Source organism: Candidatus Binatia bacterium (genome assembly GCA_029243485.1).
Classification (GTDB): Bacteria; Desulfobacterota; Binatia; order UBA12015; family UBA12015; genus VGTG01.
Window position 1 is genome coordinate 409,469 of the sequence record JAQWRY010000086.1, and the last position, 13,356, is coordinate 422,824.

Consider the following 13,356-nt stretch of genomic DNA (forward strand, 5'->3'; position numbering starts at 1 on the left):
TGAACCGCGCCCGAGGGTCGCGTATCCTACTGGAATGGCCGACGAAGAAGATTACGGACCGCAGGGTGACGAGAGCCGTCACCTACCGCTGGAAGAACTCGAAGCGGCCTGGAGCCGCTTTCCCGCCCCGCCGGCGGACACCGGCCGAGTCGCTCTGATCGTGTCGCGGCGGGCCGATGGCGTGCGGGATACACCTCAGCGGGCTCGCCTCTCGGCCAAAGAGGGCGTGCCGGGCGATCGCTGGGCGCGGCGCACGGGCGACCGGCCCGACATGCAACTCGCGGTCATGCGGCGCGATATCGCCGAGTTGCTCGCGAACGGCCAAGCCATCACGCTGGCCGGTGACAATCTCTTCGTGGATCTCGATCTGTCCGACCAAAACCTCCCGGCCGGCTCCCGGCTGCGGGTCGGCGCCGCGGTCGTCGAGGTTTCGCCCGAGCCGCACAACGGCTGCCGGAAGTTCATGGGTCGGTTCGGCAACGACGGGCTGCGCTTCATCTCGGACAAGGCCAAGCGCGATCAGCACATGCGCGGCGTCTATTGGACGGTCGTCGAGGCGGGCGATGTCGCGGTGGGCGACTCGATAGAAGTCCTCCAGCGCGGGGCCTCGGCACCAGCGTAGACCACCGCCGTAGACGTGGGCGGGGTCCACCCGTATGACTCCTCGGTCATGGCGGGACAGGGCGACATCTCTCTGTCAGGGGCGCTCCGTTGGGACGGGCTCTTCTGGCGCCGAATCGCCTACTACGGGGCCGCCCATGGTCCCGATTGGTGGAAGAAGGGCATGCCGCCGCTATTTGGCTCTCTGTTCTTCGCGCTGATTGGCCGCAACAGACGGGCAGTGGTCCAGAACCTCCGGCAGGTCCTCGGGCAGCCTGGTTGGCGGGCCGAGCATCGAGCGGCTCTGCAGACGTTCATCGAGTTTGCGTACGTGTTCCAGGAGACACTCGAGTTCGAGGGCCATCGTCTGCACGGGTCCGATCTTGCCGACGCCCTCGAGCTGGAGCTCGACATCCAGTACCCGCCGGACTTCGACCTCGACGAGATCCTCGCGCAGAAGCAGGGGCTCATCGTGCTCACCTCCCATTTCGGTTGCTGGGAGATCGGCGCACGGGTCATGCAGAAGCTCGATCGGCCCGTGAATCTGGTGATGGCTACGGAAGCGAACGCGACCGTCGAGCGGTTCGCCGTGGAGAAGAAAGAGCAGCATGGGCTGAAGGTGATCCACTCCGACCGATCCGCGTTCTCTTCGGTGGAGATGATCCGCGCGCTGCGACGAGGCGAGATCGTGGCGATCCAGCTCGATCGCGCGGCACCTGGCCAGGTGACGCAGCCAATCGACTTCTTCGGTAAACCGGCGCCGTTCCAGATCGGGCCGTTCATGCTCGCGAAACTCGCCGGAGTTCCCGTCTGGCCCGTGTACGTCGTGCGATTGGGTCGGCGGCGCTTTCGGTTCCTTCCGGAACCGGTGCGGCACATCGACCGACAGGCGAGCCGGGATGAGGTCGTGGACGTGATGCGGGATGTCATGGGCAGCTTCGAACAGAACGTTCGTGCCTACCCGCATCAGTGGTTCCAGTTTCACGACGTCTGGGACAGTGGTACCTGAGGCGCATGCAGCAGCTACGGATTCCGGCCACACAGTGGGACGACGAACTCGTGACGAGCGTCGGCGCGTCGGCCGCGTCCCGCGCCCGGATCTTCCTGAACCGCATCCTCTTCCGCGCGATGGTGTTCTTCTGTGGAGCGGTCGCCGCGGTCCTGCATCCGCTCTCCCGCGAGAGGGCGTGGCAGTGGGTGGCGTTTTCGGCGCGAAGTCTGGGCGTCGCGACCGGGGTCGAGGTGAAGCTCTTCGGGCTCGAGAATCTCCCCGCCGGCCCGAGCGTGCTCACGCCGAACCACGCGAGCCACTACGACATCGCCGCGTTGCTGGGATACCTGCCGGGCAACAATAGATTCGCCGCGAAGAAGGAGTTGTTCCGCGAGCCGATCCTTGGCGTGGCGATGAAGACCCTCGGAATGATCCCGATCGATCGCGACGATCCCGCGAAGTCGATTGAGCGGCTCAACCGACTTGAAGAAGGTGGCCGCGGCGCGTTCTCGCTCGTGATGTTCCCGGAGGGAACGCGGTCCACGGAAGCCGGACTGCAGCCCTTCAAGAAGGGAGCCTTCGCGCTCGCCATCCAGCTGAAGCGACCCATCGTTCCGATCGCGATTCACGGCACCTCGGGCGTGATGCCGCGTGGCAGGTACCTGTCGATCCGTCCGGGCACCGTGGTCATCGAGGTGCTTCCCCCGATTGAGACCGCGGATCTGATTTACGACGATCGCGAACGTCTCTGTGATCAGACCCGCGCGGAGATCTTCGCGCGTCTCTCGCGGGCGCGAGAAACCGCGGAGTGAGCGAGCCCCGGATTGCGGCGCTGATCCCCTGCCTCGACGTCGAGGGTACGCTCGGCGCGGTGATTCAGGGGGTGCTCGCGCACGTCGATCACGCCCTCGTCGTGGACGATGGATCGACCGACAGTACGAGCGCAGCAGGAGCATCGGCAGGCGCCGACGTCCTGCGGCACGAGAAGAACCTGGGCAAGGGGGCCGCGCTGCGTTCGGGAATGGAACGGCTGCGCGACCAGGGATACACGCACGTCTTCAGCGTCGACGGGGACGGACAGCATCTGACCGACGAGATGCCCGTGCTCCTCGAGGAATGGCGCGAGGCCCCCGATGCCATCGTGGTGGGTGAGCGCATTCGTGAAGAGGGGCAGGAGGTCGCGGGGATCCGGCGGTTCGGGAACGACTTCGCGAACTGGTGGGTCGCGCTCGCGGCGGGGACACGGTTCCCTGACACCCAATCCGGATTCCGGATCTACCCGATTGCCCCGACGCTCGGCCTTGGCGTCCGAGCCGATCACTACGAGTTCGAGAGCGAGGTTTTGATCCTCGCGGCCCGCCGGGGGCTCGATGTGAGGTCGCGGAAGGTGCACGTCTACTACCCTCCGCCCGACCGACTCGTGAGCCACTACAATCCGTGGATCGACACGATTCGGATCATCAAGACCGTCGTCCCGTTCGCGGCCGGTTGGCGTGGATGAGCCGCCGGGCTCACTGGTCATGCCGCTTCCGGCGTGCGACATAGGCTCGCATGGACGGAGGACACGGCAGAGCGGCTCAGCCCGTGGCGTCCCGCGACGAGATCCTACGGTTGGCGATCGAGCGCGCGCGACAGAGCCCTTTCTACGCGCAGCATCTCGAGGGCCACACGCTGGAGTCGCGCAAGGATCTCGCGTCGCTCCCGTTTACGAAGAAGGGTGACCTGACCGCGGCGAGCCCCTTCGGCATGTTGGCGGTGCCGCCGTCCAAGGCGTGGCACTACCACGAGACCAGCGGAACCACGGGCGAGCCGACGTCGACGTGGTCGGGGCTCGACGAGCTGAAGCTGATGGCGACGCGCGTGCACTCGATGGTGCCCGAGCTCGATACCGAGACGATTCTGCTGAATCGATTCCCGCTGTTCGCGCCGGTCTCGTTCGTGTTCGAAGAAACGCTCCGACAGGCCGGAGCCTGTCACATCGCCGCCGGCAACATGAGCTGGGACGTGCCGTTCACCCGTGCGCTCGAGTTCATCCAGCGGCTGAAGGTGACGGCGATCTCGAGTCTTCCGCTCGAGCCCATCCTTCTTCGCGAGCTGGCCCGGGATCAGGGGCTCGATCTCCGGAAGGGTCTCGGCTCTGTCGAGGTGATCTTCTGCGGTGGTGCGGTTCTCCCTCCGGCGCTTCGCCGAGTTATCGAGCACGACTGGGAGGCTCGTATCGTCGAGATCTACGGATCGAACGAGACGATGCTCATGGGCGTCGGGTGCACCGAGGGGCGGCTGCACCTTTGTGAAGAGCTTCTCGAGTTCGAGATCCTGCATCCCGATACCCACGAGCCGGTCGGTCCGGGCGAAGCCGGGATCGTGACGATCACGAGTCTGGTGCAGGAGGTCATGCCGCTCGTGCGGTACGTCACTGAGGACCTCGTTCGCCGCGAGACCGAGCCGTGCCCGTGCGGCCGGGCCGACGAGACGATCGAGGTGCTCGGGCGCCTGGAGGAGGCCGTGGAGATCGCCGGTGGCCGTGCGATGCACTACGAGATTCTGGACGCCGCCTACGAGTTCGCGGACGAGCTCGGGACCCGGATCTTCTTCATCTTGATTCGGCCCCACGAGCTGCGGCTGCTGGTTGAACTCGATGATCCCAGCGGCGCGCATCCCGTAGAGGCAGAGCGCAAGCTCGCCGAGCGGATCGGTCTACCGATCACGGTCGAGCGGCTCGGGCCGAACGAAGTTCTCGATCGCAGCGCGATGTTCCGGACGCCTTCGATCTACAAGCCGTCGGTGATCAGTGACTGGCGCCGCCCGGGACGCAAGCCCATCACGATCATGGAGGCGTTGCTCGAGTGGCCGACGTTCGACGGTCGGACGCTCTTCCATCTCGGCAAGCGTCAGATCCGAAACGCGCTTCGGCGGCGCCGCCTCACGCGCGAAGACGCGCAGCGAAGCTGATCGGGCGTTCGCTCAACCAGGCGGGCGATCGCGCAGAGCGATCGCCTTCTCCATCAGTGCATCGCGGTCCCGGTCCCACGAAAGGGTGCCGAGCACGATCTGCATCATGACGACTTTGCACCGTTGGATTTCCTTCTCGCCGACGCGCGCCTGATCGATCTCGGAGCTGACGCGCTCGAGTGCGGCGACGACACCGACATAGAGAAGCGGGTCGGTCTCGGTGCCGAGCACCTCACTTGCTTCGGCGGTGAACCAGAGGGTGACCGCATCGAGGATCGCCTGGCGCTGTTGGCCTGCATTCGAGCCGGGCCGCATCGCTTCGGCGATCAGTACGGTCCCGATCGGTCCGATCGCTGCCCGCCAGCGCAGATAGGCGTCGATTGCTTTGTCGAGTCGCTCGAGCGGGTCGGCCGCGATCGCGATCGCACCCTTCATCGACTGGATCACCGAGAAGGCCTGCGATTCGGCGATCGCGTCGAAGACTTCATCGCGGTTCGCGAAGAACTTGTAGAACGTCGGCCGTGACACGCCGGCCTCGAGCAGGATGTCCTCGACGCGCGTGTCGTTGTAGCCGTGCTGCCCGAAGGCCTTCATCGCACCCTCGAGAATCCGGATGCGGCTCCCCGCGACGGGGACCTCCCGTTCGCGGCGGCGGCGACTTCGTCGCAGGGGGCGGGGCATGAGATGTCCTAGAGATTACTGCGGTGTTAGTAAATAGCTGATCTTCCGAGGATAACTTTAGCCCGTATTCGCTAGGGTTTCTTCGTGAGTTGCGATTGAACTTGACACGTATGTTAACTTTGCGTACAACACACTCATGGCAACTCCAGCCCATCTCGACATCGAGCAGCGTGATCTCCACTTCGAATTCTCCCCCGAGGAACTCCGCAGCTGGCATCCCGACGGCCCCCACGTCGCGCATCTGTTCAACGCGATGTCGGTCTTCTTCCCCGAAGGCGAGAAGCTCTTCATCGAGGCCGTTCGCCACTACCGCGATCGCATCGACGATCCGCAGTTGTCGGCGGACGTCCAGGCGTTCGTCGGGCAGGAGGCCATGCACAGTCGGGAGCACCGGCGGTACAACCAGGCTCTTGCGGATGCCGGACTCCCCGTGGCGAAGCTCGAAGGTTGGCTCAAGGGCTTCCTCGGCCGACTGAAGACGCGCACGTCTCCTATGGAGCGTCTGGCGATTACGATCGCGCTGGAGCACTTCACGGCGATCATGGCGGGACAGGTCCTCGCCGACGACAGCCTCGGGCGCGACAACGAGGTCGCGAATGCCTGGCGTTGGCACGCAGTCGAGGAGACGGAGCACAAGGCGGTCGCCTTCGACGTCTATCAGGAGGTTTCCAAGCGCCCCGTGCAGGCGTACCTCTTGCGGAGCGTCGTGATGCTCAGCTCCTCGGCGATCTTCTGGTTCCTTGTCTTTCGCTTCCACTTCGCGCTGGTGAAGGCCGATGGTCTCGCGGGTGACGTGCGCGGCTGGCTCGCGTTCGGCCGGTTCCTCTGGCTCCGCCCCGGCATGTTGCGACGGTTGATCGCTCCGTGGGCGCACTACTTCCGACCGGGTTTCCACCCCTGGCAAGAGGACAATCATAAGGTCGTGGACGAGTGGAAAGCCGAGCTCGACCCGGCCTGAACACGGCATCGGTACGCGGCACGGCTTCGCCGTACTGCCGCGCCGCACCTAGGCGTGACCGGACCTGCGTGATATCTCGCCGTGAAGAATGGTGAGTCGTAGTCTCCGCGTCCTGCTGATCTCGGCCAACACCGAGCAGCTCCCGGATCCCGTGTTCCCTCTCGGGGCCGCCTACATGGCGGCCGTGGCCGAGCGCGCGGGGCACGAGGTCGACTCGATCGATCTCTGCTTCCTCGACGATCGGCCGGAGCAGGTGGCCGAGAAGATCCGCGTCTTCGCGCCGGATGTCATCGGCATCTCACTGCGGAATCTGGATTCGTCGTCCTACCCCGAGAACACCTCGTACATCGACGACTACCGGTCGCTCGTCGAGGCGGTCCGCAACCAGAGCGACGCGTTCATCGTCCTCGGGGGCGCGGGCTTTACGGTGATGCCGGCGACGATCATGCAGGTCCTGCCGGCGGACGCGGGTGTCGTGGGCGAGGGGGAGCACGCGTTTCCCTGGATCCTCACGCGGGTCGCCGATCGGGTTGCCCTCGAGACGACGCCGGAAGTTCTCTGCGAGCCGGCGGGACAGGGCGTTCTCGTGACACCTGTGACGCGCATCAAGCAGCTCGATGTCACGGGCGCCCCGATGCGGCAGAGGTTCGACATGGACCTGTACTACGAGCGCGGCGGCGCTTTGAACATCCAGACCAAGCGCGGCTGTATGTTCGAGTGCGTCTTTTGCAGCTATCCGCTCATCGAAGGCTCGAAGGTGCGGATGCGCACGGCCGAGATCGTCGTGGACGAGATCCAGCAGATGCGTGAGGAGTTCGGCGTCCGTCACCTCTTCTTCGTCGACAACATCTTCAACCTGCCGATGCGGCACGCGAAGAACATCTGCGAGGAGATCATCCGTCGCGAACTGGACGTCGAGTGGTCGGGCTATCTCAACCCGAAGTTCATCGACGAAGAGTTGTGCCAGCTCATGGCGCGGTCGGGTTGCAAGGCGATCGAGTTCGGAACGGACGCCGGTTCGGCGACGATGATCGAGAGCCTCAAGAAGGAGTTCGACATCGGCGATCTTCGGCGGACGTCGAAGCTCTGCCACGACCACAACCTGAAGTTCTGCCACAGCCTCATCTTTGGGGGCCCCGGCGAGAACAAACAGACGGTGAACGAGACCCTGCAGCTCATGGACGAGCTTCAGCCGACTGCCGTGATCGCCATGACGGGGATCCGGATCCTGCCGGGCACCGGGATGGTCGACCTGGCGATCCAGGACGGACAGATCGACGAGACGGACAACCTTCTGTACCCGCGCTTTTACATCTCACCCGGGCTGAAGGGGGAGATGATCGAACAGATCGAGGGGCACGCGAAGACCCATCCGAATTGGATCGTGCCCGGCAAGAGCATCCGGACCAATGTCGCGGTCCTGCGGAAGCTGCGGGAGCGGAAGGTGAAGGGCCAGCTCTGGCGGCTCCTTCGACCTGCCAAGGGAACGGGAGCGGCAGCCCGACCCTAGGTCATCGACCGCCGGCTCAGACGGGGAACGGCCAGTTCCCCATGATGAGGCCGCCGTCGATTTCGAGCACCTTGCCGGTCACGAAGCTCGCGGCCGGCGACGCAAGGTACATCGCCCCGATCGCGATGTCCTCGACTTCGCCGAGCCGCTTCATGGGCGTGAGTTCTTCCATCTTCGATCGCGAGTCGTCGTCGAGGAACGGGCCGAGCGACGAGGTGTCGGTCGAGCCGACCGCGATCGCGTTCACGCGCACGCGCGGTGCGAACTCCATCGCGAACTCGCGCGTCATGAAGGTGAGTGCGGACTTGGCCGTCCCGTAGGCAACGAAGCCCGACATCGGGATGCGGCCGGCGGACGAACTGATGTTCACGATCGACCCGCCCCCGCCTTCGAGCATGTGGGGAATCGTAAATCGACTCATCAGGAAGGCGGTCGTGACGTTGAAGCGAAAACACTCCTCGAACGCCTTCTCGCTCGTACGCAGCGCGGGCACGGGAGGGTAGCCCCCGGCGTTGTTCACGAGGATGTCGATGCGGCCGAACTCGTCCATTGCTTTGGCAACGAGGTTCTCCAGCTGCTCGCGTTCGAGAACGTCGCACGCGACGGCGAGCGCTTTGCGACCGAGGCCGCGAACCTCCTCCGCGACTGCCTCGACCTGCTCGAGCGTGCGCGCCCCGCCCACGATGTCGGCCCCCGCCTCTGCCAGCGCGCGGGCGCAGCCGGCGCCGATTCCGCGCCCGGCTCCGGTGATGATGGCGACCTTCCCGTCCAGCCTGAATCGATCGAAAACCATGGCTTCGGATTAGCGCCGAGCGCAGCGGGGCGCCACCAGCCGGCGGCCCCTGTACCAGTGAGAGCGCCCGGCCGTGACAAAGCCGGGCTTCTGTAAGGCCCCGCTTCGGGAGGGACCGAATGCCTGCCCGGGCTTCGAGGGCACGGCGGGGACGAGTGGTCCAGAGCGGTTCTGCGAAGGGGGCTCCCGCGCCCGGCCGAGATCCGGAGAAGCTCCCGTGCCGCCTGGCACTTGCAGAAAAGGGGGGGGGAGCCCCCCACCCCCCCCGGCTAGAACGGGTCGGTTCTGGGGCGCAGTTGGGGCTTCGGGTTCAGCGGTGTCCGACGACCAGGGCCGCTTCGAGCTTCACCCGACTACAGCCCACGGCATCCGGGAAGAACGGCTCCCGGACGTCCCGTGGCGCGCGCCGCACGAAGGACCGCAGCGCGTCGACCGCGTCGCTCGGGGTTGCGCTTCGCCGCACCCACTCTTCGAAATCCATGTCGAGCCACCAACGCGGACCGCCCGCGGCCTTCATCCCGGTGTGCTCCAGCATGCGACACCAGTCAGAGACGCGGTGGTCACGAACGTGGCTCGCGTCCCGCAGGATCTCGAACGTGTTGAGGAAGGTGTCGCCGGCATGATCCTCGGGGGCCACGCTGTCGACGACGAGGAACTTCCCCCCGGGCTTCAGCACCCGCGCGACCTCGGCGAGGGCTCGATCGAGATCCTCATAGTGGTGCGCGCTCTGGCGAGACGTCACCAGATCGAAGTGCGCGTCGGGAAACGGAAGCGACTCCGCTTCGCCGCAGTGCCAGTGGAGGTTCGACAGCGACCGTTCCGCTGCGAGTCGGCGCCCCTGCTCGAGCATGGGCTCGGACAGATCGAGGGCGTGCACTTCGGCGACGTGCGGTGCGAAAAAGAGCGCAGTGTGACCCGCTCCACAACCGAGATCGAGTACGCGCTCGGTTCCGTGCGCGTCAGCGGCAATGAGCATTGCCTCGAGATCGGGGCCCCCGGCGTGCACACCACTCGTGGCGTAGGCCGCAGCGGCAGCGCTGAACTGGGCTTCTACCGCCTGCTTCAGGTTCATCGTAGTCGATTCCATGAGCTGTTCCTTCCGTACTTGCCTTAGGTTAATGATTAACATAGGTTAAATATAAATGGGAAGCAAGCACAAACGAGCTCTCGCGTACGAGGCGATCCGGGTTCTCCAGGAGCTGGCGGACGTTTTCGAAAAACGTAGGCAGCAATTGGCCGCCGAAGCCGGGGTTTCCGACCTGCAATGGCGGGTGCTGGAGCAGGTCGCGGAAGAGGACTTCATGCCGTCGCTCTTCGCTCGGAGCCGTTCGCAGAGTCCCGCAGGCGTTTCCCGGACCCTCCGTCAGCTTCTCGAGCGGGACCTGGTGGGAGTTTCGATCGGACGCGGGGATGCGCGTCAGCGGGAGTACGGACTCACGGCGGCCGGGAAGCGACTCCTAGCGAGCCTTCGGGATCGACGCGAAGAGGCGATCGAGGCCGTCTGGCTGAAGCTCTCGGAGGAGGAGCTCGCCAACTTCGCCGCGATAGGAGCGGGTCTGGGGATACGGCTGCGGGGCTACGCGGGGCGGCACTGAGATTCAGCGGATTGCGTGCGTAGAGTCACCGCGCATACAGTCCGCGCGGGAATCTTCATCGTGACACCACTCCGACAATTCTCGTGCACGCTCGTCGTGCTTGCGATGCTCGGCCCCGGCGTGGCGCTCGCTGCGGAGGAGGAAACCAAGCCTCCGAACATCGTGCTCATCCTCGCCGACGATCACGCGTATCCCTATTTCGAGTTCATGGGCGACCCGACGGTGATCGCACCGAACATCGATCGGCTCATCGAGGGCGGTACGACGTTCAGCATCGGCTACAACACGGCGAGCGTCTGCCTTCCGTCTCTGATCACTCTTCTAGACGGGACCGAACCGTACCCCCGCAGGAGAGGTTGGCCCGAAAAGCAGCCCCACCTCGATAAACGGTCGCTCCCCGGCCGGCTCCAGGAGCGCGGCTACAAGAGCCTGCAGGCCGGAAAGTTCTGGGTGAACGACTACGCGGCCGGAGGTTTCACGGCCGGCACGAAAGGCCCCGACGCTCATGGCCGGCCGTTCCAAATCGCCATGGGGGGCGCCGACGGGCTGGCGGTCGGCCGGACGACGATGGCGCCGGTCTACGACTTCTTGAACGAAGTCGGTGACGAGCCATTCTTCCTCTGGTTTGCACCCGAGCTACCGCACGGACCATGGGACGCTCCGGCGCGTTACCTCGAGCTCTATGCCGATTCCGACATCGATGAAGATGCGAAGCAGTACTACGCGAGCATCTCCTGGTTGGACGATTCGGTCGGCGCGTTGGTCGACTATCTGGAGCACAAGGGGCTGCGCGAGAACACGTTGATCCTCTACCTGTCCGACAACGGGCAGGGGCCCTTCAAGTTCGAGGGGGACCCGGTGCCGACGGGGCGTCGTTCGAAGTCGACTCTGTTCGAACTCGGATTCCGGACACCCATCGTTTTCAATTGGCCGGGCCACGTTCCGGCCGGGGTGGTCCGCGAAGACCTGGTCTCGACGCTGGACATCGTGCCAACCCTGATGAACTACGGCGGGGTCGACGTGCCCGAGAGCCTCACGGGTCTCGACATCCGCACGAACGTCGAAGAGCAGACACGAGTGGATCGGCGCCAGATCATCGGTCGCGCGAGGGGACGCATTCCGGGGTTCGAACCTGAAGGCCTCGAGGGGCTGAAGTGGAAACCGGTGCAGGCGTTCTACCTGCGCGATCCGCGGTGGCACTACATCTGGTACCAGGCGCTCGATCTCGAACTGCTCTTTGACTTGCAACAGGACGCGAAGGAGCGAGTGAACGTGGTCACTGAGCACCCGAAGCTGGTCGCCGGGTTCCGCTCCGAAATCGAGACGTGGAAGACGGCGCCGCTTCCGGGTGGGAGCTCGGCCGCGCCGAAGACCGACTGAGCCGCTGAGTCAGTCCTTCGCGGGAAACGCGAAGCGCGTCGGGTCCTTTGCGGAGGCGGTGTTGAGTAGGTCGGCGTCGCCCTCGGTCAGGTCCCCGAGCGTAGCGAGCATATCGTAGCCGCGGAACTGGGTCTTCGACATGTGCAGAGCCCATTCGGGCTTGGCGGCGAGGCGGGCGACCCAGTCTTGGACCGCATCGTCGAGCGCGTCGTCGTCGACCACCCGGTTCAGCAGGCCGAACCGGTCGGCGGCCTCCGCATCGAAGCGGTCGCACAGGAGGATGATTTCCTTGGCCCGTGCCGGTCCGACGAGGTGGGCGAGGCGAGGTGCGCCGCCCCAGGTGAGCGGGATCCCGAGGTCGACTTCGGGGACGTGAAAGATCGTGCTTCGTGCGGCGATCCGAAAGTCGCACGCCGCGGCGAGCAGCACGCCGCCCCCGATCGCGTGGCCCTGGAGGCGGGCGATGGTGATCGCTTCGCATCGCTCGATCGCTTCGACCGCGCGCTTGCCCATCTGCGCCATGTACCGACGCTCGCGTTCGAGCCCGGTCGGTGCGGCGCTTCGTCCCGGTGGGTCTTTACGATCCGCTCCGGCGCAGAAGGACAGTCCGCGTCCCGCGAGGACGACGACCGAGGTTTCGAACGACGTCTGCAGTTCCTCGAAGACGGCCCGAATCTCTTCGAGCGCTCGGCCACTCAGTGCGTTCCGACGCTCGGGGCGGTTCAGCCAGACCCGGGCGACCTTGCCCTGCTTCTCGAGGGTGAGTGTCTCGTACGACATCTAGACGGCCCTACGGGACGAGGGCGGCCAGATCCACCCGGGCGTTCCGCGGGAGGGGTCGCGTCCCTGCGCCAGGCGCGCCGCGTGGCAATCGCGCGGACGAATCCCATCGTGCGACCGGCGTCCTCGCGGATCGAGTCGACTCCCTTGCGCCAGCTGTCTTCCATGGTGTCGGCGAGCTGCACGTCGAGCTCGGCGGACTTCGCGAGATGACGACGCCAGTACTCCGCGCTCTGCCAGGTCTCGAAGGCCCCCTCCTGGAGCTTGAGCCACTCCATGAGCCACAACGCGTTGGGCCCCGTCTGGTTCCGGAGCATCCAGTCGCGGTCGTACTTGTGGGAGAGCGGGAATCGGTCGTTCGGCAGAAGCTCGGCCATCGTCTCGCTGCGGCGCGCCGAGGCCGGGGTTCCTTACGCGGTCTCCAGGTCGACATCGACCATGAGGTCGTTCGCGATCTCTTCTAGCCCGTCGCGCAGCGCGGCGGTCGAAACCGTGCTTGGCACGTGCAGGCTGGCCTTTGCCTGGAAGAGGGGCTCCCCGGACTCCGGCGCGCTGGTACAGGACGTCTCCAATTCTTCCACGTTCACGCAATGAGCGGCGAGGACTCCGGAGATGTCGCGCACGATCCCGGCCCGATCCCGTCCGACGATCGAGAGCCTGAGGAGCCGCGTCGCGCGATCGTCTTCGACCTCGGTGGGTTCGACCGTGATCCGAAAGCCGTCGGCACCGAGTGCTCCGAGTGCGTGGGTCAGCTCGTCCGCGCGCTCCGCGGGGATCTCGACGCGGAGAAGGCCGGCGAATTTTCCCGCGAGTCGCGCCATTCGGCTCTCGACCCAGTTGCCGTCGTGATCGGCAACGACCTGAGACAGCGAGCCAACCAAACCCGGGCGGTCGGGCCCGATGCACGTCAGAACCAGAGAAGTCTTCATCACCTCTGATTCTCGGCCAGGCCCGGCGCCGGTTCAAGCGCAGCGGCGCACCTGCTGGGGCAGCCCACGCGGCACCGCTCATGAACCAATGTTCATGATCCGGAAAGCTCCCGGACTGGGACTCGGGCCTACCATTCACGTCGAACCACCCAGCACGAAGAAACCATTTCCCTGGAGGAGTCGATCC

The 13,356-nt window shown here is 65.3% G+C and carries 15 protein-coding genes; 9 read left to right on the top strand and 6 right to left on the bottom strand.

From position 1 onward, the window contains the following. Nucleotides 1–34: 34 nt before the first annotated feature. The 5 genes from P8R42_26660 (at nucleotide 35) to P8R42_26680 (ending at nucleotide 4,543) form a co-directional block, all read left to right on the top strand. Nucleotides 35–622, top strand: coding sequence for an MOSC domain-containing protein (locus P8R42_26660; GenBank protein MDG2308175.1), 588 nt, complete (start codon nucleotides 35–37; stop codon nucleotides 620–622). Between the two features lie 15 nt (nucleotides 623–637). Continuing rightward, nucleotides 638–1,609 carry a lysophospholipid acyltransferase family protein gene (locus tag P8R42_26665; protein MDG2308176.1) on the top strand — a complete coding sequence of 324 codons (972 nt, stop codon included), beginning with the start codon at nucleotides 638–640 and terminating at the stop codon, nucleotides 1,607–1,609. A gap of 5 nt (nucleotides 1,610–1,614) precedes the next feature. After that, nucleotides 1,615–2,403: a lysophospholipid acyltransferase family protein gene (locus P8R42_26670; GenBank protein ID MDG2308177.1), complete on the top strand. Its 789-nt coding sequence runs from the start codon at nucleotides 1,615–1,617 to the stop codon at nucleotides 2,401–2,403. After that, entirely contained in the window at nucleotides 2,400–3,092 is a 693-nt protein-coding gene (locus P8R42_26675; protein ID MDG2308178.1) for a glycosyltransferase family 2 protein, read from the top strand. Before P8R42_26670 ends, P8R42_26675 begins: the two co-directional genes overlap by 4 nt. Nucleotides 3,093–3,175: 83 nt before the next feature. Continuing rightward, nucleotides 3,176–4,543, top strand: a complete 1,368-nt coding sequence (locus tag P8R42_26680; protein MDG2308179.1) for an AMP-binding protein — start codon at nucleotides 3,176–3,178, stop codon at nucleotides 4,541–4,543. 12 nt (nucleotides 4,544–4,555) lie between these two features. Here P8R42_26680 and P8R42_26685 read toward each other — a convergent pair whose 3' ends face one another. Further along, complete coding sequence (locus P8R42_26685; GenBank protein MDG2308180.1) at nucleotides 4,556–5,224, bottom strand: helix-turn-helix domain containing protein; 669 nt, start codon at nucleotides 5,222–5,224, stop codon at nucleotides 4,556–4,558. Between the two features lie 136 nt (nucleotides 5,225–5,360). Here P8R42_26685 and P8R42_26690 point away from each other — a divergent pair, with 136 nt between their 5' ends. Further along, a complete protein-coding gene (locus P8R42_26690; GenBank protein ID MDG2308181.1) occupies nucleotides 5,361–6,182 on the top strand; it encodes a metal-dependent hydrolase in 822 nt (273 codons plus the stop codon). A 91-nt stretch (nucleotides 6,183–6,273) separates the two neighbouring features. Continuing rightward, nucleotides 6,274–7,692, top strand: a complete 1,419-nt coding sequence (locus P8R42_26695) for a lipid biosynthesis B12-binding/radical SAM protein (protein MDG2308182.1) — start codon at nucleotides 6,274–6,276, stop codon at nucleotides 7,690–7,692. Between the two features lie 16 nt (nucleotides 7,693–7,708). Here P8R42_26695 and P8R42_26700 read toward each other — a convergent pair whose 3' ends face one another. Together P8R42_26700 and P8R42_26705 are read right to left on the bottom strand one after the other, a co-directional pair. Further along, entirely contained in the window at nucleotides 7,709–8,485 is a 777-nt protein-coding gene (locus tag P8R42_26700) for a glucose 1-dehydrogenase (protein MDG2308183.1), read from the bottom strand. A gap of 310 nt (nucleotides 8,486–8,795) precedes the next feature. Continuing rightward, nucleotides 8,796–9,572: a class I SAM-dependent methyltransferase gene (locus P8R42_26705; GenBank protein MDG2308184.1), complete on the bottom strand. Its 777-nt coding sequence runs from the start codon at nucleotides 9,570–9,572 to the stop codon at nucleotides 8,796–8,798. A gap of 55 nt (nucleotides 9,573–9,627) precedes the next feature. Between P8R42_26705 and P8R42_26710 the strand changes: the two genes are divergently transcribed. Together P8R42_26710 and P8R42_26715 are read left to right on the top strand one after the other, a co-directional pair. Then, on the top strand, nucleotides 9,628–10,080 hold the full coding sequence (locus P8R42_26710) for a hypothetical protein (GenBank protein MDG2308185.1): 453 nt from the start codon (nucleotides 9,628–9,630) through the stop codon (nucleotides 10,078–10,080). A 60-nt stretch (nucleotides 10,081–10,140) separates the two neighbouring features. Next, a complete protein-coding gene (locus P8R42_26715; protein MDG2308186.1) occupies nucleotides 10,141–11,460 on the top strand; it encodes a sulfatase-like hydrolase/transferase in 1,320 nt (439 codons plus the stop codon). A 9-nt stretch (nucleotides 11,461–11,469) separates the two neighbouring features. Here the strand turns inward: P8R42_26715 and P8R42_26720 are convergent, their stop codons facing one another. The 3 genes from P8R42_26720 to P8R42_26730 are packed head-to-tail and all read right to left on the bottom strand — an operon-like array spanning nucleotide 11,470 to nucleotide 13,169. Then, entirely contained in the window at nucleotides 11,470–12,240 is a 771-nt protein-coding gene (locus tag P8R42_26720) for an enoyl-CoA hydratase/isomerase family protein (protein MDG2308187.1), read from the bottom strand. Further along, nucleotides 12,183–12,617, bottom strand: coding sequence for a hypothetical protein (locus P8R42_26725; GenBank protein MDG2308188.1), 435 nt, complete (start codon nucleotides 12,615–12,617; stop codon nucleotides 12,183–12,185). Before P8R42_26725 ends, P8R42_26720 begins: the two co-directional genes overlap by 58 nt. 33 nt (nucleotides 12,618–12,650) lie before the next feature. Beyond that, complete coding sequence (locus tag P8R42_26730) at nucleotides 12,651–13,169, bottom strand: ACT domain-containing protein (protein ID MDG2308189.1); 519 nt, start codon at nucleotides 13,167–13,169, stop codon at nucleotides 12,651–12,653. Between the last annotated feature and the right edge of the window lie 187 nt (nucleotides 13,170–13,356).

Bases quoted from the DNA above. Each gene is read 5' to 3' on its own strand.
- P8R42_26730 (MDG2308189.1), bottom strand. From the start codon at position 13,169: ATGAAGACTTCTCTGGTTCTGACGTGCATCGGGCCCGACCGCCCGGGT.
- P8R42_26690 (MDG2308181.1), top strand. From the start codon at position 5,361: ATGGCAACTCCAGCCCATCTCGACATCGAGCAGCGTGATCTCCACTTC.
- P8R42_26670 (MDG2308177.1), top strand. From the start codon at position 1,615: ATGCAGCAGCTACGGATTCCGGCCACACAGTGGGACGACGAACTCGTG.
- P8R42_26685 (MDG2308180.1), bottom strand. From the start codon at position 5,224: ATGCCCCGCCCCCTGCGACGAAGTCGCCGCCGCCGCGAACGGGAGGTC.
- P8R42_26725 (MDG2308188.1), bottom strand. From the start codon at position 12,617: ATGGCCGAGCTTCTGCCGAACGACCGATTCCCGCTCTCCCACAAGTAC.
- P8R42_26720 (MDG2308187.1), bottom strand. From the start codon at position 12,240: ATGTCGTACGAGACACTCACCCTCGAGAAGCAGGGCAAGGTCGCCCGG.
- P8R42_26660 (MDG2308175.1), top strand. From the start codon at position 35: ATGGCCGACGAAGAAGATTACGGACCGCAGGGTGACGAGAGCCGTCAC.
- P8R42_26705 (MDG2308184.1), bottom strand. From the start codon at position 9,572: ATGGAATCGACTACGATGAACCTGAAGCAGGCGGTAGAAGCCCAGTTC.
- P8R42_26700 (MDG2308183.1), bottom strand. From the start codon at position 8,485: ATGGTTTTCGATCGATTCAGGCTGGACGGGAAGGTCGCCATCATCACC.
- P8R42_26710 (MDG2308185.1), top strand. From the start codon at position 9,628: ATGGGAAGCAAGCACAAACGAGCTCTCGCGTACGAGGCGATCCGGGTT.